We start from the raw sequence: 25,073 nt of genomic DNA, 5'->3' as shown, positions 1-25,073 counted from the left end.
CGAGCGTGAGCACCCCGCGGGCGCCCGATGCAGGCGGACATCGGGCGCCCGGATCCGTTCACGTCCTTCGGACGCGACGGCTGCGAGGCGCGTCGACACGGGCCGCGTGGGGGTGGTGGCACGGCTCACCCCGCAGCGCAGGAGGCCGAGCCACCTGAGGCGGCGCCGACCCCGCCTCGGGCGATGCCACGGCCGGCGCACCGCGGGGGGCCGACCCCGACTCCCGCTCCGGTCAGTCACGCAGGCGGAGCTCGGTACAGACGTCGTCGCCGAGGACGAGGCGACGGGACGGCGGACGGAGGGCGTGGGCGAGGACGTCGTGGCCCGTGAACCGGAGGCCGGGGATGCCGTCGCCGATGAGGACGGGGGCGCTCGTCACGTAGAGCCGGTCGAGCACGCCCGCGGCGAGGCACGCCGACACGAGGCGCCCGCCGCCCTCGACGAGGACGCGAGTGAACCCGCGCTCCGCGAGGATCGCCACGAGAGAGTCGGGTTCGCGCAGATGCGCCTCGGGATGGGCGGCGAGCTCGACGTGGGGTGCGAGGTCGGTCGGAGGCGCGGCACCGATCTCGGAGTCGTCCGCGACGAACCACAGGGTGGGCGCGTCGGGCTCGGTGAGCAGCCGTGCGTCGCGCGTGAGGATCCCCCTCGGGTCGAGGACGACCCGGACCGGCGGGGCACCCCGTCGCGGCGCGTCCCGCACGGTGAGGCGGCAGTCGTCGACGACGGCCGTCGCTGCCCCGACGACGACGGCGTCGACGAGGGAACGGAGGACGTGGAGATGACGCCGGTCCTCCGGCCCGGTGACGAACTCCGCGTCGCCGGTGCGGGAGGCGATGAACCCGTCGAGGCTCTGCCCGAGCTGCGCGACGACGAGCGGCCCCTCCCGCAGGAGCGGGGCGTAGAACTCCGGGAGATCGGGCGGCGCGGTCTCGTGGCCCACCGCGTCGTCGGGCCCGGAGGGAAGGGACGCACCGAAAGTGTTCACCACCGCACGCTAACCGGCACGGGGTGCGTCGGCGAGAGGTCGGCCGTCGCCGGTCGCGGACGCCCCGCCACGCACGACGACGGCCCCACCTCGGATCTCCCTCGGAGGGGATCACCGCGGTGGGGCCGTCGTCGCGCCGGCGCGTGGGACGACCCCAGGAGGTGGTCGCGTCATCCGGCCCCGCCGGAGCTCCGGTGGCGGGAGCCCGTGCGGACTCAGGCGTAGGTGTTGATGTTGCGGCCGAGGCTGCCCTCGGTCGCGAGCGGCATCGTCGCGCTCATGCCGTCGATGAGGCGGCCCGCTGCCTCCTTCTGGGTGTCCATCGTCTTGCGGAGCATGGACACCTGGGCGTCCTGGTAGGCGTCCGCGGTGCGGCTGCTGAGGATCGTCTGCGCAAGGGCGAGGTCCATGGGGTGACTTTCCGTCGTCGAGTCCGACGGCGCCCTCGGATGCGGTGCGCCGTCGCGGATGCGTGGCAGCACATCCGGAATCCTCATCGGCGCCTCGACGTCGGGTCTGACCGTGGGACCACGAAGGAGTGATCCGCACCGCGCGCGTCCGGACCCGGTCGTCGACGGGCCCGGGTGAAGCAGCGGGGGGTTCGTCGGTGCGTTCGTCGTCGCACCGACACGCCCTCGCCGTCCCACGATGTGGACTGGGGTGGGGATCACTGCGGGATGCGGAGCTCCACGGCCGCCCCGTCGAGGCCGTCGCGGCCCTCCGCCGCACCGATGCGCATCTCGCCGCCGTGACGCTCGACGATCCACCGCACGAGGGGTAGACCGAGACCGTTGCCGCCCGTGCGTCCCGCGACGTACGGGCTGAGGACGTCGAGGTCCGCAGGGAACCCGGGCCCGTCGTCGGCGACGCGGACGACGGCCACGTCCCCGTCCCGGAACACCGAGAGGAGGACCTCCGCCCGCGTCTCGCCTCCGCGGCCGTGCCGCATCGCGTTGTCCACGAGGTTCGTCATCGCCTGACGGAGGAGCATCGCGTCGCCGGAGACCTCGACCGGCTCGGTGACGTCGACGACGACCCCGTCGATGATCGTCTCCACCTCGCACGCGAGCACGTCGAGGCGCACCGGGAGGAGGTGGACGGGCACCTCTGCATGGTCGATGCGCGTGGCGAGGAGGAGGTTGGACGCCACCCGGCCCGCCTGGTCGGCGGTCGTGACGAGCGATCGGAGCCCCGCCGCCGTCTGTGGCTGGCCGGGCGCGAGCGCATGGAGGGTCGTCTCCGCCACGGCCCGCATCCGCGCGAGCGGACCGCGCATCTCGTGGGACGCCGTCGCGAGGAACCGTTCCCGGTCGGCGAGCGCCTCGGACGCCACGCGGAGGCTGCGACCCGCCGCCCACCACACGAGCCCGGTGAGGACGGCGAGGAGGGTTGCCGAGCCGAGCGCGGCGGGGAGGGCGACGTGGGCCTGGAGGAGGGAACGGCGGGGGACGAACGCGAACGCGCACCCGCGGGGACGAGGGTCCTTCGAGGTGAGCCACCAGGGCATGCCGGTGACGCGGAGGTCCCCGATGTCGGCGTACGTGCCGGACTCGGCCGCGTCGTCGAGGCAGGCCTGCGCGACGGGCCGCCAGTCGCCGCGGATCTTCTCGCCGCTCGCGTAGACGGTCCGGTAGGACGTACCGGTGCGTTCGACGACGAGGAGGCCGCTCGCCTGCGTCTCGACGAGATCGCCGCGGAGTCCCTCGCCCGTCGCACGGCCGTCCTCCCCCTGGTAGACGAGCGCCGCGGCGCGGGAGGCCACCCCGCGGAGGATCGTGTCCACGCGTTCCCGGTCGAACTCGGAGTCGAGGACGACGAGGAGGGCGACGAGCGCGGCGAGGCCGACGACGGCCACTGCCGCGAAGATCGCGGTGAGCCGCACGCGGAGGTGCCGGAAGACGTCGTCGGCGCCCGTCGTCACGATCGCGCCTCCGCGACGAACCCCACCCCACGCACGGTGTGGATCACCGGCGGGTCGCCGATTTTGCTGCGGAGCAGCCGGATGCGCACGTCGACGACGTTGCTGCTCGGGTCGGCGAACTCGTCCCAGCAGTGCTCGAGGAGCTCCGCGCGGGAGACGACCCGCCCCGCGTTGCGGAGGAGGTAGACGAGGAGGCCGAACTCCTTGGGAGTGAGGAGGATCGACCGACCGCCGCGGGCGGCCTGGACCCGGGCGAGGTCGACCTCGATGTCACCGAGGGCGAGGACGGAGTCGACCGCCCCCGCGGGACGCCGCGTGAGCGATCGCAGCCGCGCAAGGAGCTCCTCCATCGCGAACGGCTTGACGAGGTAGTCGTCGCCGCCGGCGTCGAGCCCCCGCACCCGGTCGTGGATGTCGGCCCACGCGCTGAGGAACAGGACGGGGACGGCGCACCCGCGGGAGCGGAGGTCCCGGAGCATGTCGGCGGCGTCGCCGTCGGGCAGGCCACGGTCGAGGACCGCGACGTCGTAGGAGTTGACGGAGAGCCGCTCGTCGGCGTCGGCGATCGTGGCGGCCTCGTCGACCGCGTACGACCGGCGACGGAGGACGGTCGCAACGGAGGACCGCAACTCGAGGTCGTCCTCGAGGAGGAGTACGCGCACGCCCCCCATGATCACCCCTCCGCGGCGCTCGCCGGCCTCGGCACTCCCCTGAACTGCACCGAGGCCGACGATGGTGGGCCCTCCCCTGAAAAGGGCCCTGCCGCCGCGCCTCCCCCGGGGAACCACGGCGCCGGCATCCATGGGCCTGCCACCCGGAACGCCCGACTGCGTGAAGTTGTATCGCGTCCTCGATGACGTTTTCGTGACGCAGGCGCACGTCGCCCGGTGCCCCCGGGCGGGGGAACTGAGGCCTCGGAGCGGCGGGATCTCACCCCCGCAGCTCCGAACGGGGTCAGCGCACGACGGCGTCGAGCGCCATCGTCAACGCGACCTCTCGCGCATCGCGCCCGAATCTCCTTGCGTCCCAGTCCTCCTCGGAGAGCGTGTCGGCCGTGTAGAGGATCTGGGCGAACTCCACGCCGCGGAACTGTGCGCACGCCGCGAGCGAGGCGCACTCCATCTCGACGAGCTCGCACCCCTGCTCGAGGCGGGCCGCGAGTGTGGCGCGCGTCTCACGGTAGAACGCGTCCGTCGTCCACGTCACGGCCTCGCGGGCGTGCAGCCCGGCGTCGTCGATCGCGGCGGCACAAGCGGCCCGCAGACCGGCGTGCGTCTCCACCCAGTCCGACGGCGGCAGGTAGTGATACGAGGTGCCCTCGGCACGCAACGCCTTGCTCGGCAGGACGAACTCCCCCTCGTCGAAGTGGACGAGGCCACCGCACGAACCCACCGCGACGGCCTTCTCGACCCCACTCATGAGGACGTGCTCGAAGAGGATCGTCGCCGCCGGGCCGCCGAGGGGGATCTCGACGAACGCCACCTCGACACCGCGATGGGTGCCGACCCGCACGGGGTGACGACGGATGATCGTCTCGACCTCGTCGACGACGACGTACCCGTTCTCCTCGGCGTAACGGGACGCGACGTCGCCGAGCAGCGTGAGGACGGCCCGCGGCGGCAGCGCCACCCGCGGCTGCGCCCGCTGCGCCGCCGAGATGAGGTCGGCGGGGTCGTCGTCGTGGTCGAGGATCGGGAAGGCACCGGAGTCACGCATGCCCGCCATCCTCGCAGCCACGACGCCACGACGGGCCGGACTCACGAGGCCGGTGCGCCCTCCACCCAGCCGCGTGCAGCGGCCCGCACGAGACGACGCGGGACGAACACCTCCCGCCCGTCGACGCGCACGGGGACGAGGTCGACGGGCGTCGCCTTCCACCGCGCGCGGCGGCTGCGGGTGTTCGCGCGGGACGTCCTGCGCTTGGGGACTGCCATGGGTTCCTCCTGTGATCGGGTGGATCGGGTGATCGGATGATCGGGTGATCGGGTGATCGGGTGACGGGACGTCGCGGCGGCCGGTGGCATCGGGCCCGTCAGGCGGCGTCGTGTCGGGCGCCGAGCCAGGGGTCGTACCCGTCCTCGCGACCGATCCACGACTCGAGACCGGCGGCGAGTTCGGAGTCGGTGAGCAGGCTCGCCTCGAACGCGGCGACGACCTCGACCTCCTCGTCCTCCACACCGGTGACGAGGAGCGTCGTGCAGGGTCTGCGACCGGCCTCGCGCCACGTCGTGTGGGCGCCGAGGCTGAGCTGCCCACCCGCCCCCTCCCACCGGCAGACGAGGTCGGGCCGGGTGGGCAGCCAGAAGACGCCACGGCTTCGGCCGGGACGGCCACCGATCGCCTCGAGGTTGTCGCGCAACCGGCCGGGATGCAGCGGACGCCACGTCTCCAGACGCACCGTCCACACCCCCTCGCGGGACTCGGGGATCCGTGCGGGCAGGACGAGCGGGTCGCCCCGCCGCGCCACCTCGGCCCGGGAACGCGGCTGCAGGAGTGCGGGGACGTCGAGCTCGTGCAGGTGCATGACGGGCACGGTGGCGAGGTGGTCGAGGAGCGCCGCACCCACCGGGTCGGGATCGCGGTCGACGACGACGTCGGCGCCGTCGACCTGGCGGGCGATCACCTCCCCCAGGCCGCGGTCGTCGTCCTCCGAGAGGGCGAGCCCACGCTCTCGGAGCAGGTCGTCACCGCACACGTCCCAGGCGAGATTCCCGGCGGCGAGGCGGCGAGCACGCCACCGATGTCGACGATCCCCTCCTCGGCGAGTCCGACGAGCGCCTCGAGCACGGGCACGGGCTCGGCCGTCACAGGGAGGGCGAGGACGATCGCCGTCGGGCGCCGGAACGCGACCTCCCGGATCGCCGGGACGATGTCCTCCCGCAGCGCACAGCCGAGGCACGTGTGGGCGAGCGGCTCGATGCGGTCCTCCCACGTGCGCTCGGCGTCGTGGACGAGGCGTCGCAGCGTCCCCGCCACCGGGTCGAGGTCGTGGAGCACGACGACGGCCCCCGGCAGGTCGAGCAGCAGTCCGGCGGTGAGGGACTCGCGCAGCACCTCGTCGGTGGAGCAGCACGTGACGACCGGCGTCATCGCGAGAGCCCCCGGCCCCGTCGGGGTGCGGCGCGACGCCCGTAGCGTCGTTCGAACCGCTCGACCCGCCCCTCGCTGTCGAGGACGCGGGCGGTGCCCGTCCAGAAGGGATGACTCGCGGAGGACACGTCGACGTCGACCACCGGGTAGGTGCGGCCGTCCTCCCACTCGATCGTCGCGGTCGGCGTCGCGGTCGAGCGCGTGAGGAACGCGTACCCCGCCGGACGGTCACGGAACACGACGTGGTGGTAGCCGGGGTGGATTCCCTCTTGCATCGGACCTCCTGTATGTTTCTGAGAACAATTCTCATTGCTGTCAAAGGAGGGCGTATGTCCGCACGTTGCCGAGTCACAGGGAGGGAACCGACGTTCGGTCGGACGATCTCCCACAGCCACCGCCGCTCGCCCCGGCGCTTCGACCCCAACGTCCAGCGCAAGACGTACTGGGCACCGAGCCTGGGTCGAAAGGTCACACTCCGCCTGAGCACCAAGGGGATCGGCGTCGTCGACCGCCGCGGCATCGACGCCGTCGTCGCCGACCTCCTCGCCCGCGGGGAGAAGATCTGATGGCGCGGAACACCGACGTCCGACCGGTGATCAAGCTGCGCTCGACCGCCGACACCGGGTACACCTACGTCACCCGCAAGAACCGCCGGAACGACCCCGACCGGCTGTGCCTCCGCAAGTTCGACCCCGTGATCCGCCGGCACGTCGAGTTCCGGGAGGAGCGCTGATGGCGAAGAAGAGCAAGATCGCCAAGGACGCACGACGCCGCGAAATCGTCGCACGGCACGCCGAGCGCCGGGCCGAGCTCAAGGCCAGGATCGCCTCCCCGCGGAGCACCGCGAAGGAACGGAAGGCCGCCATCACCGCCCTGCAACGCCTCCCGCGGGACGCGAGCCCCACCCGGCTGCGCAACCGCGACGTCGTCGACGGGCGCCCCCGCTCGGCGTACCGCCGGTTCGGCCTGTCCCGGATCCGTCTGCGGGAGATGGCCCACGCCGGGGAGCTCCCCGGCGTCACGACGTCGATCTGGTGAGAGGAGGACACCCATGAAGGTCCGTGCCTCGATCCGGTCGCTCGCCCAGGCGCCCGGATCCAAGATCGTGCGCCGCCGCGGGCACCTCTACGTCGTCAACAAGGAGAACCCGCGTTTCAAGGCCCGCCAGGGCTGAAGCCCGGGAACGAACGACGGCCGCCTCCCCCACGGTCGTGTGGGAGAGGCGGCCGTCGCCGTCGATCCGGTGCCTCGACGTTCGCGGTGACCTCGAGATCGGACGACCCTGCGCGGGTGACGCCGGAGAGTCAGGCCTTCGTCGTCGTCGTCGTCTTCGTCGTCTTCTTGGCCCCGGTCTTGGTCGCCGTCGCCTTCTTCGCCGTCGCCTTCTTCGTCGTGGCCTTCTTCGTCGTGGCCTTCTTCGTCGTCGACTTCTTCGCGGTCTTCTTGCGGGTCGTCGGCCCCTTGGCGCGCTTCTCCGCGAGGAGTTCGTAGCCGCGTTCGGCCGTGATCGTCTCGGGGTCGTCGTCACGCTTGAGGGTCGCGTTCGTCTCCCCGTCGGTGACATACGGACCGAACCGGCCGTCCTTGACGACGACGAGACGCCCGCTCACCGGGTCCTCGCCGAGCTCCGCGAGCGGCGGCTTGGCCGCGGCGCGGCCACGCTGCTTGGGCTGGGCGTAGATCGCGAGCGCCTCGTCGAGGGTGATGTCGAAGATCTGCTCCTCGCTCGCGAGCGACCGCGAGTCCGTGCCCTTCTTGAGGTAAGGCCCGTACCGCCCGTTCTGCGCGGTGATCTCGACACCCTCGGCGTCGGTGCCGACGACCCGGGGCAGCGAAAGCAGCTTGAGCGCCGTGTCGAGCTCGATCGTCGCGAGGTCCATGCTCTTGAACAGGCTGCCCGTGCGGGGCTTGACCTTGTTCTTGCCCTTGAGCTCGGCCTCGGCGTCGGTGAGGACCTCCGTGACGTACGGTCCGTAGCGGCCCGCCTTGGCGACGACCTCCCGCCCCGTCTCGGGGTTCGTGCCGAGGACGCGCCCGTCGTCGGAGGCCTGCTCGAGCAGCTCGCGGGCCTTCTCCGGGGTCATCTCGTCGGGTGCGATGTCGTCGGTGATCGACGCGCGACGCGCCTCCTTGGGCTCGACGTCGTCGGAGACCTCGCCGGTCTGCGGGTCGACGCCTGCCGGGACCTCCTCCTGCACGTACGGCCCGTACCGGCCGACGCGGACGACCATGTTGTCGCCGAGACGCACCGTGGAGATCTCACGGGCGTCGATGTCGCCGAGGTTCTCCACGAGGTGACGCAGACCCTCACGGCTCTCGTCGCCGTCGCCGAAGTAGAACCGGCGCAGCCAGTCGACCCGCTGCGCGTCGCCGCGGGCGATGGCGTCGAGGTCGGCCTCCATCGAGGCGGTGAACCGGTAGTCGACGAGGCTCGGGAAGTGCTCCTCGAGGAGGCGGGTGACGGCGAACGCGAGCCAGTGCGGCACGAGCGCGTTGCCACGCGTGCCGACGTAGCCGCGGTCCTGGATCGTCGCGACCGTGGCCGCATACGTCGACGGGCGCCCGATGCCGAGCTCCTCCATCGCCTTGACGAGGGTCGCCTCGGTGTAGCGGGCCGGCGGGGTCGTCTCGTGGCCGTTGGCCTCGGCGTCCGCGACGTCGAGGGAGCCACCCTTCGTGAGCTTGGGCAGGCGCCGGTCCTCCTCGCGGAGCTGCGCGGCGGCGCGCTCGTCGTCGTCGCGACCCTCTTCGTACGCGGCGAGGAACCCGCGGAACGTGATGACCGTGCCGCTCGCGGAGAACTCCGCGGTACGCGTGGCGGTTCCGCCGACCTCGGCGCCCGAGGTGGGCACCGAGAGCTTGACGGAGGCCGTCGACCCCTTCGCGTCGGCCATCTGCGAGGCGACCGTGCGCTTCCAGATGAGCTCGTACATCGCGAAGTCCTCGCCGCGGAGCTCCCCGGCGACCTGCGCCGGGGTGCGGAAGGTGTCGCCCGCGGGACGGATGGCCTCGTGGGCCTCCTGGGCGTTCGCGGCCTTCTTCTCGTACCGCCGCGGCGCGGACGGCACGTACTCCTCGCCGTACATGTCACGCGCCTGGCTGCGCGCCGCAGTGAGGGCCGACTCGCTCAGCGTCGTGGAGTCGGTACGCATGTAGGTGATGTAGCCGTTCTCGTACAGCCGCTGGGCGACACGCATCGCGTTGCGGCTCGAGAGACGGAGCTTGCGGCTCGCCTCCTGCTGGAGGGTCGAGGTGGTGAACGGCGCCGACGGACGGCGGGAGTACGGCTTCTCGCTCACCTCGGCGACGGTCGCCGTGGTGTCGGCCACGGCCTGCGCGACGGCGCGGGCCCCGGCCTCGTCGAGGTGTGTGACGGCGCTCTTGAGCTGCCCGTCGTCGCCGAAGTCACGACCGGAGGCGATGCGGGTGCCGTCGAGGGCGGTGAGACGCGCGGTGAACGACTCGCCGGCGGCGTCGAAGCGGCCCGTGACGTCCCAGTACGACGCGGCACGGAACGCCATGCGCTCCCGCTCCCGCTCGACGACGAGACGCGTCGCGACCGACTGCACACGACCGGCCGAGAGGCCCTGACGCACCTTGCGCCACAGCACCGGCGAGACCTCGTAGCCGTAGAGACGGTCGAGGATGCGGCGGGTCTCCTGCGCGTCGACGAGCGACTGGTCGAGGTCACGGGTCTCGCGGGCCGCCCGTTGGATGGCCTCCTTGGTGATCTCGTGGAACACCATCCGCTTGACCGGCACCTTGGGCTTGAGCACCTGGAGCAGGTGCCACGCGATGGCCTCGCCCTCGCGGTCCTCATCGGTGGCGAGGAGGAGTTCGTCGGCGTCCTTGAGGGCCCGCTTGAGCTCGGCGACCTTCTTCTTCTTGTCGGTGTCGACGACGTAGTAGGGGTCGAAGCCGTTGTCCACGTCGACCGCGAAGCGCCCGTAGGGGCCCTTCTTCATGTCGGCGGGCATCTCGCTCGGAGTGGGCAGGTCACGGATGTGCCCGACGGAGGCCTCCACCTCGTACCCGGGGCCGAGGTAACCGGCGATGGTCTTGGCCTTGGCCGGCGACTCCACGATGACGAGTCGCCGCGTTGCGCTCTCTGACACGACTGCCCGACGTCCTTCCTCGCAGCGGATTCGTCGCTGCTGTCCCACCTGCGCCGATGCGCACGTTCGCACACCGTAACGTGTACGGCGCACGCTCACCTATCCGCCTCCGACCCTGATCTCCACCGGGGGCCGGGGCCACCGTCTCACCGCTCCGGGCCCTCCCCGGCCTCCTCACCGGCACCGGCGGGGACGAGGAGGCCGTCCGCGACGAGGCGGCGGAGCGGACCCGAGATCCGCCTGCGTAGCTCGTCCGGGTCCTCGTCCGTGAGGGCGGCGATGGCGGTCACCGCGACGTCGCCGGTGAGGTCCCCGTCGCAGACACTGACGAGCGCGGACAGCGCCGTGTCGGCCTGGATCGCCCGCCGCAACCCGCCACCCTGACGGAGGAGGATGACGCTTGGATCCGGGTCCCCGGGCCGGGCGTGCCGCTCCTCGGTGACGTCGGGGGCGGCGACCCACGCCGTGGCGAAGAGCTGCTCGTCGCTCGTCGTGTGCAGCCGGGTGCGGGCGGCGAGACCCGAGGCGAGGTACGGCCCCATCGGGGAGTCGACCGGGCCGGTGACCTCGTCGAGATCGACCCAGCGCGACCGCTCCGCCTCGGGCCGGTGGAGGAGGACGATCCCGAACCACACGGCCTCGACGTCGCGCGACTCGAAGTCGTCGAGCCACGCCGACGTCAACACGTCGAACTCGGGGGTGCCGGGGAGATGGCCGCCGTCGCGCGCCCACAGCTCGGCGTACTCGGCGGGGTCCTGGTACTCCCGGGCGAGCACCCATGCGTCGAGACCCGCGCACTCGGGGGTGTCGAGCCACTCGCGCCACCGATCGCGCCAGTCTCCCCCGGCACGCGTCTCCCAGTCTGCGAGGAAACACGCGACACCATCGGGGGCGAGGTGGGCCCCCACGCCCCGTACGAACGACTCGACGAGGGCGTCACCCTCCCGACCACCGTCGCGGTACTCGAAGACGGGCAGGTCGGCGTCGCGTGGGGTGATGACGAAGGGCGGATTGCTCACGACGAGGTCGAACCGCTCCGGCGCCGTGGCACTGCCGGGCCGGTCGTCGCCGGAGACACCGCCGACGGGTGCGAAGAGATCCCCCTGCCGCAGGTCCCAGTGCTGCCCCGCGAGGGCGGCGTTGAACGCAGCGAACGCGAGCGCCCGCTCCGAGAGGTCGGTCGCGACGAGCTCATCCGAATGCGTCGCGGCGTGGAGGGCTTGGACCCCGCACCCCGTGCCGAGGTCGAGCACCCGCCCCACCCGGGGGCGAGGCGTCCACGCCGCGAGGGTGAGGGAGGCGCCGCCGACGCCGAGGACATGATCGGGCAGCAGTGGCCGCCCCGTCGTCACCTCGGCGAGGTCGGAGGCGACCCACCACGTGTGTTCCTCGTCGCCATAGGGGCGCAGGTCGCACGCAGCGCGAAGAAGCGTATCCGGCCCTCCGCAAGTGCGCCGGACGAGACCGATGCGCTCGAGGCCGTGGGCGCAGACGCGGGGGAAGGCCGCGTCGAGCCGCGCGGCGTCGAGGGCATCGCCGAGGGTGAACAGACGCACGACCGTCGCGGCGGGGGTGGCCCCGGCACGGTCGAGGACCCGCCGCGCAGGGCCGAGCCTGTCCCGACGCGTCGCCGCGGACGCGACGGGCCCGAGGAGGTCGGCGACCCCGTCGACCGTGAATCCGGCCGCAGCGAGATCCGCGCGCAGCGGCTCGACGAGATCGGCGGGCAGGACGGGTGCCGGCGGCGACACCTCGCGGCGATCCGCGCCGGCGGGGGCCCGAGGGCCGGTCGCGGCGGAATCGGAGGCGGTACGTACGGATCGGGCCATGCGCCACACCCTAGAGCGAGAGGCCGATACCCCTTCGAGGTCGCCCTCCCGCGCCCCCGCAGGGGCGACGGCGCCTCACGCGGACCGCGTCAGACGGGGACCTCGAGCTGCTCCCGCAGCCCGGCGAGGATGCGGGACAACAGGCGCGACACCTGCATCTGGCTCACGCCGATCTCCCGACCGATCTGCTCCTGCGTCAACCCCCGCACGAAACGGAGGAGGAGGATCTGCCGATCGCGGGGACTCAACGTCGCGAGCGCCGGACGCAGCATCTCCGCGTCGTCGATCCGAGAGAACTCGTCCCCCTCGTCGACGAGGAGGTCACCCAGCGGAATGGAGCCGTCCGACCGCACCGGGGCGTCCAGGGAGAGCGCGCTGTAACCCGCGCGAGACTGCTCCGCCTCGGCCAGTTCGGCGACGGGCACACCGAGATCCTTCGCCACCTCGGCCTTCGTCGGGGGGCGACCCCACGTCTGCTCGAGATCGGCGGCCGAGGTGACCGCGGCACTGCGCAACTCCTGAAGCCGCCTCGGCGGACGCACCATCCACCCGTGATCCCGGAAATATCGCTTGATCTCACCGGAGATCGTGGGCACCGCGTAGGCGAGGAAGCCAGGGCCCTCCCCGATGCGATATCCCTGTACCGCCTTGACGAGCCCCAGGTAGGCCACCTGGACGAGATCGTCGAGATCGGCGCCACGCTGCGCGTAGCGACCGGCCAGTGCCTCGGCGACGCCGGCGTTGAGCAGCACGATCTCATCGAGGCACGCCTGCTGTTCGGCGATGTCGGTGATGCCGGAGGCGCGGAGGAACATCTGTTCCGTCCGTTCCTCACGCGTCAGGTTCTTCTCTGCGGCCACCAGCGACGCTCCGTCCATTCGCCCTGATCCGCGGCCCAGGTCTTGACCACAGGACCAACGTAGTCGCCCCGTCTCACCGGGAGCAAGACCCGTCCATGCCGACTCGGACGACGCGCGTGTGCGGACGCCGGCACACGGGGCATGCCCGGGCGGAGGGAGACCTCTCCGCATCCTGGCACCACAGCGGGAGGCATGCGGTCAGGCAGACCCCCTGCCACCGGGCGGCGGCGGCGCCGACGCCGCGGCCTCCGCCGGGGTGGTGTGGACGGAGAACACCTGGTCGAGGCCAGTGATGGAGAACACACGGAGGACACGCTCGGCGGTGCAGACGAGCCGGACCTCACCCCCGTGGGGGGCGACCGCCCGCTGGGCCCCGACGAGGATGCCCAGACCCGTCGAGTCGACGAACGGCACACCTCGAAGATCGAGGACGAGGCGGATACGGCCTTGACGGAACAGGGACTCCAGGCTGTTCCGCAGCACGGGCGCGGACACGAGGTCGATGTCCCCGGTCGCCTGGACCACCGTGAACGGCCCCAGGTCCTCGCTGGTCACGGACAAATCGGTCATCACCGCCTCCTCACGTTCCAGGCGCACTCTAGACCGCGACACGCCGCGCCCGCACTCCCCACCCGCACGGGGACCTCCGGCAGGGGGCGTGACGACGGGAGGACCGGACGACGTCCGACGCCCCACCGCGCACCCCCTGCCCTGCGCCGACACGGCCTGTCGGAGCCGGGACGTACGGTGGCGCCGATGCCTTCCTTCGACCCTCGTCGCACCCTCGCCGCGATGCCGCCGCACGCGCCGCGCGTCGCCGCGACGCGCACACTGCCGGCCCGCGCCGCGACGACGGCCCCGTGGCCGGCATGGGTCGCTCCCGAGGTCCGTGCGGCGTTCGAGGAGGCCGGGGTCGCCGCGCCGTACCGCCACCAGGTCGAGGCGGCGGAGCACCTCCACGCCGGGCGTCACTGCGTCCTCGCCACCGGCACCGCCTCGGGGAAGAGCCTCGCCTACCTCCTGCCCGCACTGAGCGCGATCTCGACGCCCCCGGCGCAGGCGCGTCGACCGCCCACCGTGCTCTACCTCGCCCCCACCAAGGCCCTCGCGGCCGACCAGCTCGCCCACGTCCAGGCGCTCGGCCTCCCCGGCGTGCGCGCCGCCGTGTACGACGGCGACACCCCGACCGACGAACGGGCCTGGATCAGGCGGCACGCCGACATCGTCCTCACGAACCCCGACATGCTCCACCGGTCGATCCTGCCGGGGCATCGCGCCTTCTCCGCCTTCGTCCGCGGACTGCAGTACGTCGTCGTCGACGAATGTCATTCCTACCGCGGGGTGTTCGGGACCCACGTCGCCGCCACGCTGCGTCGGTTGCGACGCCTCGCCGTGCACCATCGCGCGCACCCGACGTTCGCGTTCGCGTCGGCCACCGTCGCCCACCCCGCCGAACACGCCTCGGCGCTCCTCGGCGCCGACGTCGTCGCCGTCACCGACGACACCTCCCCCGCCGCCGAACGCGTCCTCGCGCTCCTCGACCCCACCCCGCCGCCGGGCGAGGACCGCCGCTCCACGCTCACCCACGCCGCCGAACGGCTTGCCGACCTCGTCGACGACGACGTCCGCACCGTCGCGTTCACGCGGTCACGGGCGGGTGCGGAGGTCGTCGCCGACACGGCCCGACGGGCCCTCACCCTCCGCCCCGGCGGACGCGAAGGCGCCGTCGCCGCCTATCGCGGCGGATACCTCCCCGAGGACCGCCGCCTCCTCGAGAAGGACCTGCGGGAGGGACGCCTCCTCGGCGTCGCCTCGACGAGCGCCCTCGAACTCGGCATCGACATCGACGGGCTCGACGCCGTCGTCCTCGCCGGATGGCCGGGCACGACCGCCGCGTGGTGGCAACGCGCCGGACGCGCCGGACGGGCAGGACGCTCGAGCCTCGTCCTCTTCGTCGCCGACGAGGACCCCCTCGACGCCTACCTCGTCGCCCACCCCGAGGCCCTCTTCGACCGGCCCCTGGAAGCGTGCGTCATCGCACCCGACAACCCGCACATCCTCGCCCCACACCTCCTCGCCGCCGCGTACGAGCTGCCGCTCCGCGCCGAGGAGACCGCGCCGGAGGGCATCTTCGGCCCCACGGCCGCTCCCCTCGTCGCGCGGCTCACCGACTCCGGGCTCCTCCGCCGCCGCCCCTCCGGATGGTTCTGGACCCGGGACGGCCGCCCGCACGACGACATCGCCCTCCGCGGCATCGGCGCCCAGATCCGCATCGTCGAGGACGCCACCGGGCGGATCATCGGCACCGTCGACGCCGCTCGCGCCGACGGCGCCCTCCACACCGGGGCAGTCCACCTCCACCAGGGCCACACGTACGTCGTCCGCCTGCTCGACCTCGAGGACGGGTGCGCCCACGTCGTCCACGGCGACCCCGGCTGGATCACGACGCCCCGCTCCGTGAGTTCGTTCGTCGTCCTCGACGTCGGACGGCACCGCGACGAGGGCGACGTCACCGCCTCGACGGGACGCGTGTCGGTGCGGTCGCGCGTCACCTCGTTCCTCCGGCGTCTGCCCGGCGGGGAGGTCCTCGGCCAGCACCCCCTCGACCTGCCCGAACGGGCGATGACGACGTCCGCGACGTGGTGGACGCTCACCCCCGCACTCCTCGAGGAGGCGGGCCTCGCCGACGATGACGTGCCCGGCGCGCTCCACGCCGCCGAACACGCGATGATCGGGCTCCTGCCCCTCCTCGTCGCCGCCGACCGGTGGGACATCGGCGGGGTCTCCACCGCCTGCCACCCCGATACGGGGCTGCCGACGATCATGATCTACGACGGCCACCCGGGCGGGGCAGGCTTCGTCGTCGAAGGGTACGTCCGGGCCCACGAGTGGCTCACCCGCACCCGCGACGCCGTCGCCGTCTGCCCCTGCGCGACCGGCTGCCCCTCGTGCGTCCAGTCCCCCAAGTGCGGCAACGGCAACGAACCCCTCGACAAGGCCGGCGCGATCCGCATCCTCGGACTCCTTGCCGACGCCGAGGCCGGAACCGCCGACACGTCCACGCCCCCGGCGCCGTCCGATCCCGGCCCGCACGGCTGACGCCCATACCGTCCTCGGCTCGCCGGCCTCCCCGCCTCTCCGAGCGGCGGGCCGAGCTGACGCCCGGACGTCCGAGGTGCCGAGGTGAGCGCGTCGCCCGCGTCGGATCATCTCCTCGGATCGGCCACGTCGGGTCGCCGAGGCACGTTCGCCCCCGCCGCCGGGACGTCGCCGCGGGCCGCTCGAGCGACCTCGGACCGGCGGTGACCTCGACGGCACGGACGCACCCGCCACGAACGGCCGATCAGGCAGCGGGGTGGCCCGGCGTGGGCCCTCGCCCCGCCAGGGGAGCCGCCGTCCGTGCACGCCTCGCGTCGCCCCGCGCCGGATCCGGCCGATCGTCACGGGGTCCCACGCCGGAAGATGTTGACACTCGGGCCGATGTGGACCACTGTCCAGTTACGCATCAGCCCCTTCCCAGGACGGAATCCCGTGGCCGCCGCCTACCCTCCCGACGCCCCGCGCCCCGCAACCGACCTCTCCACCGAGGGGGCGCCGAACGCGACGCGCCACGGCACCTCCCCCCTCGGGAGCGCCCGTACCGGCGGTTCCTCCGTGGCCACCGGTGGGACGACACGAGTCGGCGACACCGCTTCGAAGCCCCGCGGTGCCACGACCGGCGCGGACCCGGCGCACCGCACGGGCACCGACGTCATCGGCGGCAGCTCCGGCACCGGCACCGCGACGCAGGCCGCCACGGAGACGATCACGGACGCGGCGCGGGGCGCGGCGACGGGTGGGACGACCGCACGCGAGCGGACGCAGGTCGGACGCAGCGACTGGACGGCCTCGATGGTCAAGCCGCGGGAGCGTCGCCCTCGTACGGGCTGGCGTGCGGCGGCCTACACGTGGACGGGCGGCCGGTGGAACCCCGGCCTCTCCGTCAAGGAACAGCACGAGCGGGACCGCGAGGCCCGCATCGCGACCCAGCTGCGGGGGCGTCACGTCACCGCGTTCTTCTGCCTCAAGGGTGGCATCAGCAAGACCTCGACGACGGCGGCGACCTCGATCGCCCTCTCCGACCTGCGTCCCGACCCGGTGTTCGCCATCGACGCCAACCCCGACGCCGGCGACCTCGCCGAGCGGCTCGTCGGCGAGAAGCTCTCGGGGATCTCCTGCCTCGCCCGTGAGGTCGACATGGTGACGAGCCTCGACGAGTTGTCGCGGTACACCGCGACGAGCGGACGCCTCACCCTCCTGCCGGGCGAGCCCAACCCGACCCTCGGCAACTCGCTCAGCTCGACGGACTTCGAGAACGTCATGCGGGTGGTGCAGCGCTACTACTCGTTCGTGCAGATCGACTGCGGTACGGGCGTCACCCACCCGCTCATGGCGGGCATCCTGCGGTTCGCCGACACCGTCGTCATCCCCGCCGCGTGGTCGATCACCGGCGCGAAGCGGGCGGCGGAGTCCATCGAGTGGCTCGAGGACAACGGCTTCGAGGACCTCGCCCGCACCTCCATCGTCGTGCTCACGGCGAAGGACATCGTGAGCAAGTCCGTCGACAAGGATGCCGTCACCCAGCACCTGTGGAAGGCGGGCGACCTCATCGTCGTGCCGGCCGACCCGCACGTCGCCGACGGCGCCCTCCTCGAGTGGGACCAGCTCAAGCCCGCCACCCAGGAGGCGTACCTCGACATCGCGTCGGCGATCACGGCCCGCTTCGGGCGTCACCACCGCCCGTAAGCCCCTCCGCCGGGGCTCTGGCCCCCTCGGGGATCCCCGGCGCGACACCTGCGTCCCCCGGTCGATCCGGACCGGCGCGAGCGCGTGCGACGGCGTCACCGAAGCGTCGGGCGGGCCCGGCGGGTGTGACGGCGACCTCGACCTCGAGGTCCGCCCCGTCGACGTGACATTCGCGGAGGACGGCGCCGTGGAGCTCGGCGATCCGCCGCGCTTGCGCACACCCCCCGGAGGCGCGCGAGGCCCCTACCGTTCCCGCCGCTCCTGCCGTTCCCGTCGCCCCTGCCGCTCCTGCACCTCCCGCCGGGCGGGCCCCGGCGAGTGCAGCGAGGTCGGCGGCGGACTGGGCCCGGTGGGCCGCCCCCGACGCGGCGCCGAGCGTGAGCGTCGCGAGCAGGAGGACGAGGAGCACCCCGACGACGCCGAGTGCGGTGACGGTGGCGCTGCCCTCCTCACCCCGCCGGTCCGAGCGCATCGGTGGCGCCTCCCTCCGCGGTCGTGACGGCGCGGCCGCTCGGGGCGGGCAACCCGCCGACGAGGGGAACCGCGGCGATCGGCGGTGCGACGACGGTGACGGTGACGTCCCCGCCGGATCGGACGATCTCGACGGAGGCCCCACGGGGTGCCTCACGGGCGGCGACGTCGCGGACGGCCCGTTCGTCGTCGCCGCGGGCGGCCGCCCGGGCCCCGGCGCGGGCGGCATCGACGCATCGGACCTGGTCGATGCTCACCCGCACCGAGGTGAGGACGAGCGCGAGGACGAGCAGGACGACGGGGATGGTGGCGGCGGTCTCGGCCGTGACCATGCCCCGCTCGCCGCTACCGGTCGCACATGGCGAACTCGTCGGTGCGGCCCGACGGCCTCCTCGCCCTCCCATCTCAGGAGCCGATGGCGAGCGCGGAGGTGATGATCTTCGACAGCGCCGAGCTCACCGCGCCGGACTTGACGACGGCGATGAGGACGGCGGCGAAGGTACAGGCCGCGAGCGTGCCGACTGCGTATTCCGCTGTGCTCATGCCGGATTCGGCGTGAGCGCGGAGCACCGACCACCGCGTGACGATGCGCCTGCGGGCCCCGTGGGCGACCCGGGCGGGGAGGTGACGGTGGGTTCGGACGAGGGTCGTGGACATGGGGGTGTTCCCTTCGTGTGACGGTCGGTCGGCGGCGATGACGCACCGACGCCACGACTGTGCGTCGCCTCGCCCCGGCCCCGCGGGGACGAGACGACGGGCTGGGGACGGCGGCTCGACCGCTGTACACCTGTGGACGTCGAGGACGGCGCGCCTCGTCCGCGAGTTCGCGGACCTCCTCGCGCTCCGCTCCCCCGCGACACTCGCCCGACCCCACCGGCGGCGCGTCGATGCCGGCCCACGGTGCCTGATACGCCCTAGGAACGGTCTCGATCGGCTGTTCCCCGTCGACGGTCCACATCTCCGCAGATCAGAAGGTCGCCCTGCCGCAGGGCCCGCATCGAGACCGTTCCCAGGGCGTATCGATCGCGGAACGTCGGAGCCCGCGGGCCGCTCGGGGCGACGGGTCACGCGACCCGGCCGTCTCGCACTCGACCTCACGACCGGGCGGGCCACGCCTCCGCATCGTGCGGATCCGGACGCCGACAACCCCTCATCCGCGCAGGACGGTACCGGCGAGGGCGCTGACGACGGGCACGACGGTGGTGGCGACGAAGGCCGGGAGGAACGTGAGCCCGAGAGGCAGGACGAGCCGGACGCCGAGTCGTTCCGTGGCGACCTCGAGGCGGTGCTCCTCCGTCCGACGAATGTCCTCGGCCGCCGCGGCGAGGGTCGTCGAGGGCGGGACGCCCGCGGCCTCGGCGAGCACGAGAGCACGCGCGACCGGCTCCCAGGCCGGATCGACGGTGGCCCACGCGTGCTCGTCGTCGAGTCCCCACGCCCGCGCGGCGACGACGACTCCGAGATCTGCCCCGAGGCGTCCACCGAGACGGTCGGAGACGACCGTGAGGGCGGAGGTGACCCCGCGCCCCGAGAGGAGGACGAGTGTGAGGAGGTCGGCGACGTCGGCGATCTCGACCGCCGGGGTGGGCACCTGCTCGACCTCGGGCAGGAGGCGGGACAACCGGCCCCCGCGTCCCGTGAGGGGCAGCACTCCCCCGTCCCCGACGCCGGCGGCGTGCGCGAGCGCGACGGCGAGAGCGGTGAGCACCGCCGCGACGAGCACCGTCACGACGAACACCCCGCGAGACGGGCGCGTTGCGCCGCGCTCGGACGCACCCGACGCGGGCGGGGCCGAGGGTGACGGAACTGGCCGGGCCGGGGGACGCGGGTCGTCGTCATCGGGCCGGCCCCACCACGGGACCGCGGGCGACGTCGGCGACGAGACGTTCGACCCACCGACGACCGAGGAGGACGAGGACGGCCCCGCCCGCGAGGCACGCCCACGCCGTGGGCGACGTGACGTAGGCGGTGACCGGGTCGACGCCGACCGCCGTCGCGAGGACGGGCCCACCGAGCGGGAGGAGGGTGAGGATGCGGATCGACGCCCGCGCCCCCGTCGAGGCGGTCTCGACCCGGCGCCGATGCGCGAGCTTGGCCCTGACGAGTCGCGCGACGCACGAGACGGTGTCGGCGAGAGGGCATCCCGTGAGCGCGGAGAGCTCCCATGCCCGGGCGAAGAGACGGACGTCGGCGTGGGTCCGGGCGTGACGGTCGAGGACTGTCTCGACCGACCGGCCGTGGGCGAGGGCGTCGCGGATGTCCTCGACGACGACCCCACCCCGGACGACGCGACAGGCGAGACGCGCCGCCTCCTCGGGACTCCGCCCGGCCCGCAGGCTCGGGGCGAGGACGTCGAGGAACGCGAGGAGTGCCTGGCTCTCGGACTCCGTCCCACGCCCGACCTCCCGGTCGCGCCTGGAGGACCACGAGGCCGGCCACCACGACGGACGACGCCGCGCGCCCGGGACGACGCCGTCGCGACGGTCCCCGACGGGGGACCTCACCGCGGTCGAGCCCCTCCCCGTCGCCGGACGGGCCCCACGGCCCCGGGTTCCCGGTCGCGGCCACAGCCGCGGGCCCGGACTGACCCCCGCGACGGCGAGAGTCACCGCCGCGGCGACGAGCACCGACGGGAGGAGCACGTGCGACGCGGTGCGCCCGGCGAGGAGCCCACCGGCCGCGAGGGCGAGGACTCCCGTGATCTCCCCCGCGAGGATCACGACGCCCCCTTCTCGTCCCGGGCGGCAGCGGGTGGCATGCCGAGGGCCGAGGCGCCCGAGACCGCGTGGACGATGCTCGACGGGCCGGCCGCCGGGGCCGGTGGGCGCGGTCGGATCCGCGCCCGGCCCCCCGTCCGCGCGGCGACCTCCGGTCCCGCTCCCGGGCCTGCTCCCGATCCACGCGCAGGGGGCAGCGCCTCCGGCGGATCCTCGCCCGGAGCCCCGCGACCGGGCCACCCGAGCAGCTCCCGGAGCCGGTCGGCGGCGGCTGTGGCGCGGTAGCCCCCCGAGGCGTCACGGACGAGCGCCGGAACGACCTTGAGATCGCCGGTGTCGTCGAACACCCCGATCGACCGGACGACCCGGGCCTCCCCCTCGCGGTGCATGTGGACGACGACACGAAGAGCGCTCGCAACCTGGCTGCGCGTCGCCGCGGGCGACATGCCGCCCAGCGCCCCGAGGGCCTCGAGCCGGGCGACGACGTCGGCGGGGGCGTTGGCATGCACCGTGCCGCAGCCGCCCTCGTGGCCGGTGTTGAGTGCGGTGAGCATGTCGCGGACCTCCGCACCCCGGACCTCGCCGACGACGACCCGGTCGGGCCGCATGCGGAGGCTCTGCCGGACGAGGGTGGCGAGATCGACGGCGCCGCGGCCCTCGACGTTGGACTGTCGCGCCTGCAGGGAGACGACGTGCGGGTGGCGGATCGACAGCTCCTTGACGTCCTCGACGACGAGCACCCGTTCCTCCGACGGCACCTCGGAGAGGAGCGCGGCGAGCATCGTCGACTTGCCGGACCCCGTGCCGCCGGTGACGAGGAACGCGCACCGGCGGGCGACGACGGCGCGCAGCACGTCGGCCATCTCGGGGGTGCAGGAGCCCCATGCCTCCATGTCGGCGAGGGTGGGCGCCTCGCTGCGGGGGATGCGTAGGCTGAGGTGGGGGCCGCCGTCGACGAGCGGGGGGAGGAGCGCGTGCAGGCGGATCCCCCCTGGGAGGAGGCCGTCGACGTACGGGCTCGCATCGTCGAGACGTCGACCGGCCGACCCTGCGAGACGGACGGCGAGGCGTCGCAGGTCGGACTCGTCGCCGACGACGACGTCGACCCGGTGGAGCCCGTCGCCGCGGTCGACCCACACTCCGGCCGTGCCGTTGACCAGGATGTCGGTGACCCGCGGGTCGGTGACGAGGTCGGCGAGGGGTCCGTTGCCGAGCAGCGCCTCCTCGACGGAGCTGACCCGGCGTGCCGCCCCGGTGGGTCCGAGCACCGCAGTCTCCTCCCCGACCGCACCCGCGACCCGGACCGGTGTGGGTCCCCGACCCCGCCGGATGTGATCCCATACCGCCGCCGTCGTCACGACGCCCTCCCGTACCGCCGGGCCCCGGAACGGGGCGCGGGCGGCGGCGGAGACTGCACCGGTCGGAGGCGGCCGAGCATCGCGTCGACGGCGCGCACGAGCGGCCCCTTGTCCGGTGGGGGACGTCCCTCCGAGAGACACATCGCGACCTTGGGGTCGGTGGGGACGGCGCCGAGGAGAGGGACGTCGAGGAGATCCGGCACCCGCTGGTCGAGGTCCGCCGCCGCCCCACGGTCGGTGCGGCAAGCGAGCCAGAGGACGTCGTGCACGGCGTCGAGGTGGGCGACGGACGCCGCCGCCGAGGCGAGCGCGGTGACGCTCGTCCCGGTGAGTGCGACGACCTCGTCGCTGAGCGAGGCGAGCTCGCCCTCCCAGCACTCGCCCGCGCGGGGTGCGTCGACGACGACGACGTCGCTCACGTCCCGGAGGGCGGCGACGACGGCGGCAAGGACCTCACCGCCGGGGACGAGCGGCATCTCCCGATCGAAGGAGAGCACCCCGCACCGCTCGACGAGGGGCAACCGGCCGAAGAGTTCGACGCCGTCGAGCGGGCCGACGGCGTCGGCGAGGTCGCGCCATCGGATGCCGGGGAGTTCGTCGGCGCCGAGGACGACGTCGAGTCCGCCACCGTAGGGGCGCCCGTCGACGGCGACGACCGCGGCGCCGAGGTGGGAGGCGCGCATCGCGAGGGCCGCCGCGAGGACGGAGGAGCCGACCCCACCCGCGGTGCCGACGACGGAGATCACACGTGACATGCCCGCAGCCTGGCGTCGACGACAGAGCGGGCGGCGTCGCCCCTGTGCCGGGTGTGGACGACGATGACCTCCGATCGGGGGTGTGGATGTCCGTGGTCACTCGTGGTCTCGGGGGTGCCCGGCACGGCCCACCCCGCATCCGAACCGCGCGACCCGTCCCGGCCGATCGGACCACGCGAGGCCGACGCCCGCGCGCAGACATGTTCCGCCCCTGTGGATGCCCCGCCTCACGGCGGGCGGGAAGGGCCGGACGACACCCGGACGACACACGGTCGGCACGTGACCCACGCAGGGCGGGTGCCGCGAGCAGACCTCGATGCCGAGCTGCACGACGTCGCAGGCGACGCGGCAGAAGGAGATATGGGGCGGCCCCCGCTGGGGGGACAACGGGGGCCGCCAAACGCGCCAAGCCCCGGGGGGGAGGAGCTGGTGCGCCGCGCTCGACCCGTAGGGAGCGCTGCCACTATTGTGCTTGTTGGACGTCCGAATGGCAATTCCGTGGACCGAGAAAATTCTTCGGTCTCGATCCCTCCCCGGGCGTCCCCGGAGCGGCGTCGTGGGCAGGCAGAACGCTACCCGCCGGTCATCTGACGACGACCTGCGACGGATCCCTTCCGTCCCACTCGGCGACCCCGACGTCTCACGTCGCGGATCGCTCGCCGCGCCCCGCATCACCCGCCCCGGCCACCACCCCAGGAGGCACTCCTCGAGGCGCCGCGCCACGACGAGGGCGACGACTCGGCCCACACGCGAGGACGGCACCCCCGGAGCATCGGGAGTGCCGCCCTCGTGTGAACCGATCGGTGATCAAGCGTGCTGTCTCAGCCGTCCGGACCGGGCGGGCCCGTCTGCGGACCGGTCCATCAGTGGACTGCCTGTGCGTGGGTGCCCGGTGGGGTTCACGGTGACGATCCGACGATCGCTCGTCCTCTCGACACGTTCAGCATCACCGCAGGGGTGCCGGCCCGCACGGAATTCGCCCCGTGAGCCTGCTCATTGCGCGTAGTCGCATGGTGGGGGTTCTCGGGTGCGGCCCCACCACCCGTCTGCGCCCCTCGAGGCGTCGCGCGGGTCAGGTGGCCGGGTCGAGACGCCCTGCGCGCACGGCGTCGGCGATGCGTTCCCCCTCGGCGGCGCCCTCCGTGATGGCCTCCGCGACGTGACGCACCCACAGCTCGACGCCGTCACGGCTGCCGCGGGCGTAGGCGGTGAGGGAACCGAGATACGGCGTCGCGCCGCGGCGCAGGTGGCCGGACTCGGGGACGCTCACCCCGGTGGGATCGACACCGCCGGCGTGGACGAGCGCCCGTTCGAGGGCGCGGGCGACGAGCCCGTTGCCCCGGAGGAACGGCCGGACGACGGCGATCTCGGCGTGGGCGATCGCCGCGATGAGGACGACGGGCACGCCGGGAGTGCCGACGCAGTCGAGGAGGTCGACGACGCGGGTGAGGCGACCGGTGACGTCGGCGGGCGGCGCACCGAGGTCGCTCATCTCCTGGCACTCGCGCCCCTCACGGGGACGGCCGACGAGCGCACGGTCCTCCCCGTGGAGGAGAGGTTCGGCCGCGGCGGTGTGGAGGCGTGCGAGGGCCTGGCGGGGCGCGGTCCCGACGATGCGGCCGACGTGCTCCGCCTCGGCCGTCGCCTGGATCGCGCCGCGGATGACGGCGAGGGTGGGGTCGGGGTCCTCCGGCCACGGGGTGGCACCGATGAGGAGCGACCGGACGACCGCGTTCTCGGAGCGGGCGCCGTCCATCTCCGCCGAGCAGCGGGCGCCGCGGACGCGGGACTCCCCTGCCGCCTCCGGCGCGCGGCGGCGCAGCCCCTCGTGCCAGCGCAGGCGCGTGCACGCCTCGGACGTCTCCTGCAACGCCTCGGCGACGGCGGGCCAGGCGGTGATCGTGTGGAGGGAGTCGAGGACGCGAGTGTCGGGCATGCGGTCCAGCGTAGGGCGACGGCGAGCGTCGGACGTCCCGTCCCGATCCGGCCGCCTGCCTCGGACCGCACGTCGGCGGCACGTCGGCGGCACGTCGGCGGCACGTCGGCGGCGCGGCGACACGTCGGCGGCGCGGCGACACGTCGGCGGCGCGGCGACACGTCGGCGGCGCGACGGCACGCGACACGGCGAGCACAGCGGCACAGCGACACAGCGACACAGCGGCACAGCGACACAGCGACACAGGG

Annotated in this window: 27 protein-coding genes; 6 read left to right on the top strand and 21 right to left on the bottom strand. The window is 73.5% G+C overall.

The genetic code is table 11. The annotated features are described in order from the left end of the window. Window positions 1-232 precede the first annotated feature (232 nt). The 9 genes from MOPEL_RS02815 to MOPEL_RS02780 all read right to left on the bottom strand — a co-directional run bounded on the left by MOPEL_RS02815 (window position 233) and on the right by MOPEL_RS02780 (window position 6,274). Window positions 233-988: a RibD family protein gene (locus MOPEL_RS02815; RefSeq protein WP_009481343.1), complete on the bottom strand. Its 756-nt coding sequence runs from the start codon at window positions 986-988 to the stop codon at window positions 233-235. Between the two features lie 215 nt (window positions 989-1,203). Then, window positions 1,204-1,398, bottom strand: a complete 195-nt coding sequence (locus tag MOPEL_RS02810) for a YjfB family protein (protein WP_009481342.1) — start codon at window positions 1,396-1,398, stop codon at window positions 1,204-1,206. Window positions 1,399-1,655: 257 nt separating this feature from the next. Then, entirely contained in the window at window positions 1,656-2,909 is a 1,254-nt protein-coding gene (locus MOPEL_RS02805; RefSeq protein WP_009481341.1) for a sensor histidine kinase, read from the bottom strand. Next, on the bottom strand, window positions 2,906-3,580 hold the full coding sequence (locus tag MOPEL_RS02800) for a response regulator transcription factor (RefSeq protein WP_009481340.1): 675 nt from the start codon (window positions 3,578-3,580) through the stop codon (window positions 2,906-2,908). Before MOPEL_RS02800 ends, MOPEL_RS02805 begins: the two co-directional genes overlap by 4 nt. 283 nt (window positions 3,581-3,863) lie before the next feature. Further along, window positions 3,864-4,625, bottom strand: coding sequence for a nucleoside phosphorylase (locus MOPEL_RS02795; protein WP_009481339.1), 762 nt, complete (start codon window positions 4,623-4,625; stop codon window positions 3,864-3,866). Between the two features lie 41 nt (window positions 4,626-4,666). Next, complete coding sequence (rpmF, locus tag MOPEL_RS02790) at window positions 4,667-4,843, bottom strand: 50S ribosomal protein L32 (protein WP_009481338.1); 177 nt, start codon at window positions 4,841-4,843, stop codon at window positions 4,667-4,669. A 98-nt stretch (window positions 4,844-4,941) separates the two neighbouring features. After that, complete coding sequence (locus MOPEL_RS15655) at window positions 4,942-5,604, bottom strand: GTP-binding protein (protein ID WP_009481337.1); 663 nt, start codon at window positions 5,602-5,604, stop codon at window positions 4,942-4,944. Continuing rightward, a complete protein-coding gene (locus MOPEL_RS15650) occupies window positions 5,529-5,999 on the bottom strand; it encodes a hypothetical protein (protein ID WP_009481336.1) in 471 nt (156 codons plus the stop codon). The genes MOPEL_RS15655 and MOPEL_RS15650 overlap by 76 nt, the downstream gene beginning before the upstream one ends. Beyond that, window positions 5,996-6,274 carry a type B 50S ribosomal protein L31 gene (locus MOPEL_RS02780; protein ID WP_009481335.1) on the bottom strand — a complete coding sequence of 93 codons (279 nt, stop codon included), beginning with the start codon at window positions 6,272-6,274 and terminating at the stop codon, window positions 5,996-5,998. The genes MOPEL_RS15650 and MOPEL_RS02780 overlap by 4 nt, the downstream gene beginning before the upstream one ends. Window positions 6,275-6,328: 54 nt before the next feature. Here MOPEL_RS02780 and rpmB point away from each other — a divergent pair, with 54 nt between their 5' ends. Genes rpmB through ykgO form a run of 4 tightly spaced genes read left to right on the top strand, consistent with a single transcriptional unit; the run spans window position 6,329 to window position 7,173 of the window. Further along, on the top strand, window positions 6,329-6,565 hold the full coding sequence (rpmB, locus tag MOPEL_RS02775; RefSeq protein ID WP_009481334.1) for a 50S ribosomal protein L28: 237 nt from the start codon (window positions 6,329-6,331) through the stop codon (window positions 6,563-6,565). After that, window positions 6,565-6,732 carry a 50S ribosomal protein L33 gene (gene rpmG, locus MOPEL_RS02770; protein ID WP_009481333.1) on the top strand — a complete coding sequence of 56 codons (168 nt, stop codon included), beginning with the start codon at window positions 6,565-6,567 and terminating at the stop codon, window positions 6,730-6,732. Before rpmB ends, rpmG begins: the two co-directional genes overlap by 1 nt. Continuing rightward, complete coding sequence (rpsN, locus tag MOPEL_RS02765; protein WP_009481332.1) at window positions 6,732-7,037, top strand: 30S ribosomal protein S14; 306 nt, start codon at window positions 6,732-6,734, stop codon at window positions 7,035-7,037. The genes rpmG and rpsN overlap by 1 nt, the downstream gene beginning before the upstream one ends. Window positions 7,038-7,050: 13 nt before the next feature. Beyond that, window positions 7,051-7,173 carry a type B 50S ribosomal protein L36 gene (gene ykgO, locus MOPEL_RS02760; RefSeq protein ID WP_009481331.1) on the top strand — a complete coding sequence of 41 codons (123 nt, stop codon included), beginning with the start codon at window positions 7,051-7,053 and terminating at the stop codon, window positions 7,171-7,173. Window positions 7,174-7,303: 130 nt separating this feature from the next. Here ykgO and topA read toward each other — a convergent pair whose 3' ends face one another. The 4 genes from topA to MOPEL_RS02740 form a co-directional block, all read right to left on the bottom strand. After that, the gene (gene topA / locus MOPEL_RS02755) at window positions 7,304-10,114 is read right to left on the bottom strand and encodes a type I DNA topoisomerase (protein WP_009481330.1); all 2,811 of its coding nucleotides are present in this window, start codon (window positions 10,112-10,114) and stop codon (window positions 7,304-7,306) included. Window positions 10,115-10,260: 146 nt separating this feature from the next. Next, window positions 10,261-11,943, bottom strand: a complete 1,683-nt coding sequence (locus tag MOPEL_RS02750) for a DUF7059 domain-containing protein (RefSeq protein ID WP_009481329.1) — start codon at window positions 11,941-11,943, stop codon at window positions 10,261-10,263. 89 nt (window positions 11,944-12,032) lie between these two features. Further along, window positions 12,033-12,803: a sigma-70 family RNA polymerase sigma factor gene (locus MOPEL_RS02745; protein WP_245544690.1), complete on the bottom strand. Its 771-nt coding sequence runs from the start codon at window positions 12,801-12,803 to the stop codon at window positions 12,033-12,035. Between the two features lie 198 nt (window positions 12,804-13,001). Then, window positions 13,002-13,373 (bottom strand): STAS domain-containing protein, encoded by a 372-nt coding sequence (locus tag MOPEL_RS02740; protein ID WP_009481327.1) that lies wholly within the window; start codon window positions 13,371-13,373, stop codon window positions 13,002-13,004. A gap of 186 nt (window positions 13,374-13,559) precedes the next feature. On the opposite strand from MOPEL_RS02740, the gene sftH reads away from it, so the two are divergent. Together sftH and MOPEL_RS02730 are read left to right on the top strand one after the other, a co-directional pair. After that, the gene (sftH, locus tag MOPEL_RS02735) at window positions 13,560-15,902 is read left to right on the top strand and encodes a DEAD/DEAH box helicase (RefSeq protein ID WP_009481326.1); all 2,343 of its coding nucleotides are present in this window, start codon (window positions 13,560-13,562) and stop codon (window positions 15,900-15,902) included. A 432-nt stretch (window positions 15,903-16,334) separates the two neighbouring features. Continuing rightward, window positions 16,335-17,588: a MinD/ParA family ATP-binding protein gene (locus MOPEL_RS02730; protein ID WP_009481325.1), complete on the top strand. Its 1,254-nt coding sequence runs from the start codon at window positions 16,335-16,337 to the stop codon at window positions 17,586-17,588. On the opposite strand, the gene MOPEL_RS02725 is transcribed toward MOPEL_RS02730, so the two are convergent. From MOPEL_RS02725 to MOPEL_RS02685, 8 genes are all read right to left on the bottom strand, one after another. Continuing rightward, window positions 17,554-18,060 carry an Rv3654c family TadE-like protein gene (locus tag MOPEL_RS02725; protein ID WP_009481324.1) on the bottom strand — a complete coding sequence of 169 codons (507 nt, stop codon included), beginning with the start codon at window positions 18,058-18,060 and terminating at the stop codon, window positions 17,554-17,556. The two genes, MOPEL_RS02730 and MOPEL_RS02725, sit on opposite strands and share 35 nt — an antisense overlap. Continuing rightward, window positions 18,038-18,391 carry a TadE family type IV pilus minor pilin gene (locus MOPEL_RS02720; RefSeq protein ID WP_009481323.1) on the bottom strand — a complete coding sequence of 118 codons (354 nt, stop codon included), beginning with the start codon at window positions 18,389-18,391 and terminating at the stop codon, window positions 18,038-18,040. Before MOPEL_RS02720 ends, MOPEL_RS02725 begins: the two co-directional genes overlap by 23 nt. A 73-nt stretch (window positions 18,392-18,464) precedes the next feature. Beyond that, window positions 18,465-18,716, bottom strand: a complete 252-nt coding sequence (locus MOPEL_RS18300; protein WP_009481322.1) for a DUF4244 domain-containing protein — start codon at window positions 18,714-18,716, stop codon at window positions 18,465-18,467. Window positions 18,717-19,209: 493 nt separating this feature from the next. After that, window positions 19,210-19,788 (bottom strand): type II secretion system F family protein, encoded by a 579-nt coding sequence (locus MOPEL_RS17540; RefSeq protein WP_169316269.1) that lies wholly within the window; start codon window positions 19,786-19,788, stop codon window positions 19,210-19,212. A gap of 106 nt (window positions 19,789-19,894) precedes the next feature. Further along, the gene (locus MOPEL_RS15645) at window positions 19,895-20,779 is read right to left on the bottom strand and encodes a type II secretion system F family protein (protein ID WP_009481320.1); all 885 of its coding nucleotides are present in this window, start codon (window positions 20,777-20,779) and stop codon (window positions 19,895-19,897) included. Next, window positions 20,776-22,134 carry a TadA family conjugal transfer-associated ATPase gene (locus tag MOPEL_RS02700; protein WP_141631144.1) on the bottom strand — a complete coding sequence of 453 codons (1,359 nt, stop codon included), beginning with the start codon at window positions 22,132-22,134 and terminating at the stop codon, window positions 20,776-20,778. Before MOPEL_RS02700 ends, MOPEL_RS15645 begins: the two co-directional genes overlap by 4 nt. Then, entirely contained in the window at window positions 22,131-22,889 is a 759-nt protein-coding gene (locus tag MOPEL_RS02695; RefSeq protein WP_009481318.1) for a CpaE-like family protein, read from the bottom strand. Before MOPEL_RS02695 ends, MOPEL_RS02700 begins: the two co-directional genes overlap by 4 nt. 1,072 nt (window positions 22,890-23,961) lie before the next feature. Then, window positions 23,962-24,825, bottom strand: coding sequence for a Fic family protein (locus MOPEL_RS02685; RefSeq protein WP_009481317.1), 864 nt, complete (start codon window positions 24,823-24,825; stop codon window positions 23,962-23,964). Window positions 24,826-25,073 lie beyond the last annotated feature (248 nt).

Source organism: Mobilicoccus pelagius NBRC 104925 (genome assembly GCF_000247995.1).
In the GTDB taxonomy this organism is placed as follows: Bacteria; Actinomycetota; Actinomycetes; order Actinomycetales; family Dermatophilaceae; genus Mobilicoccus; species Mobilicoccus pelagius.
Note: the sequence above shows the minus strand (reverse complement) of the source record. Positions and strands in the feature narration are given on the sequence as shown.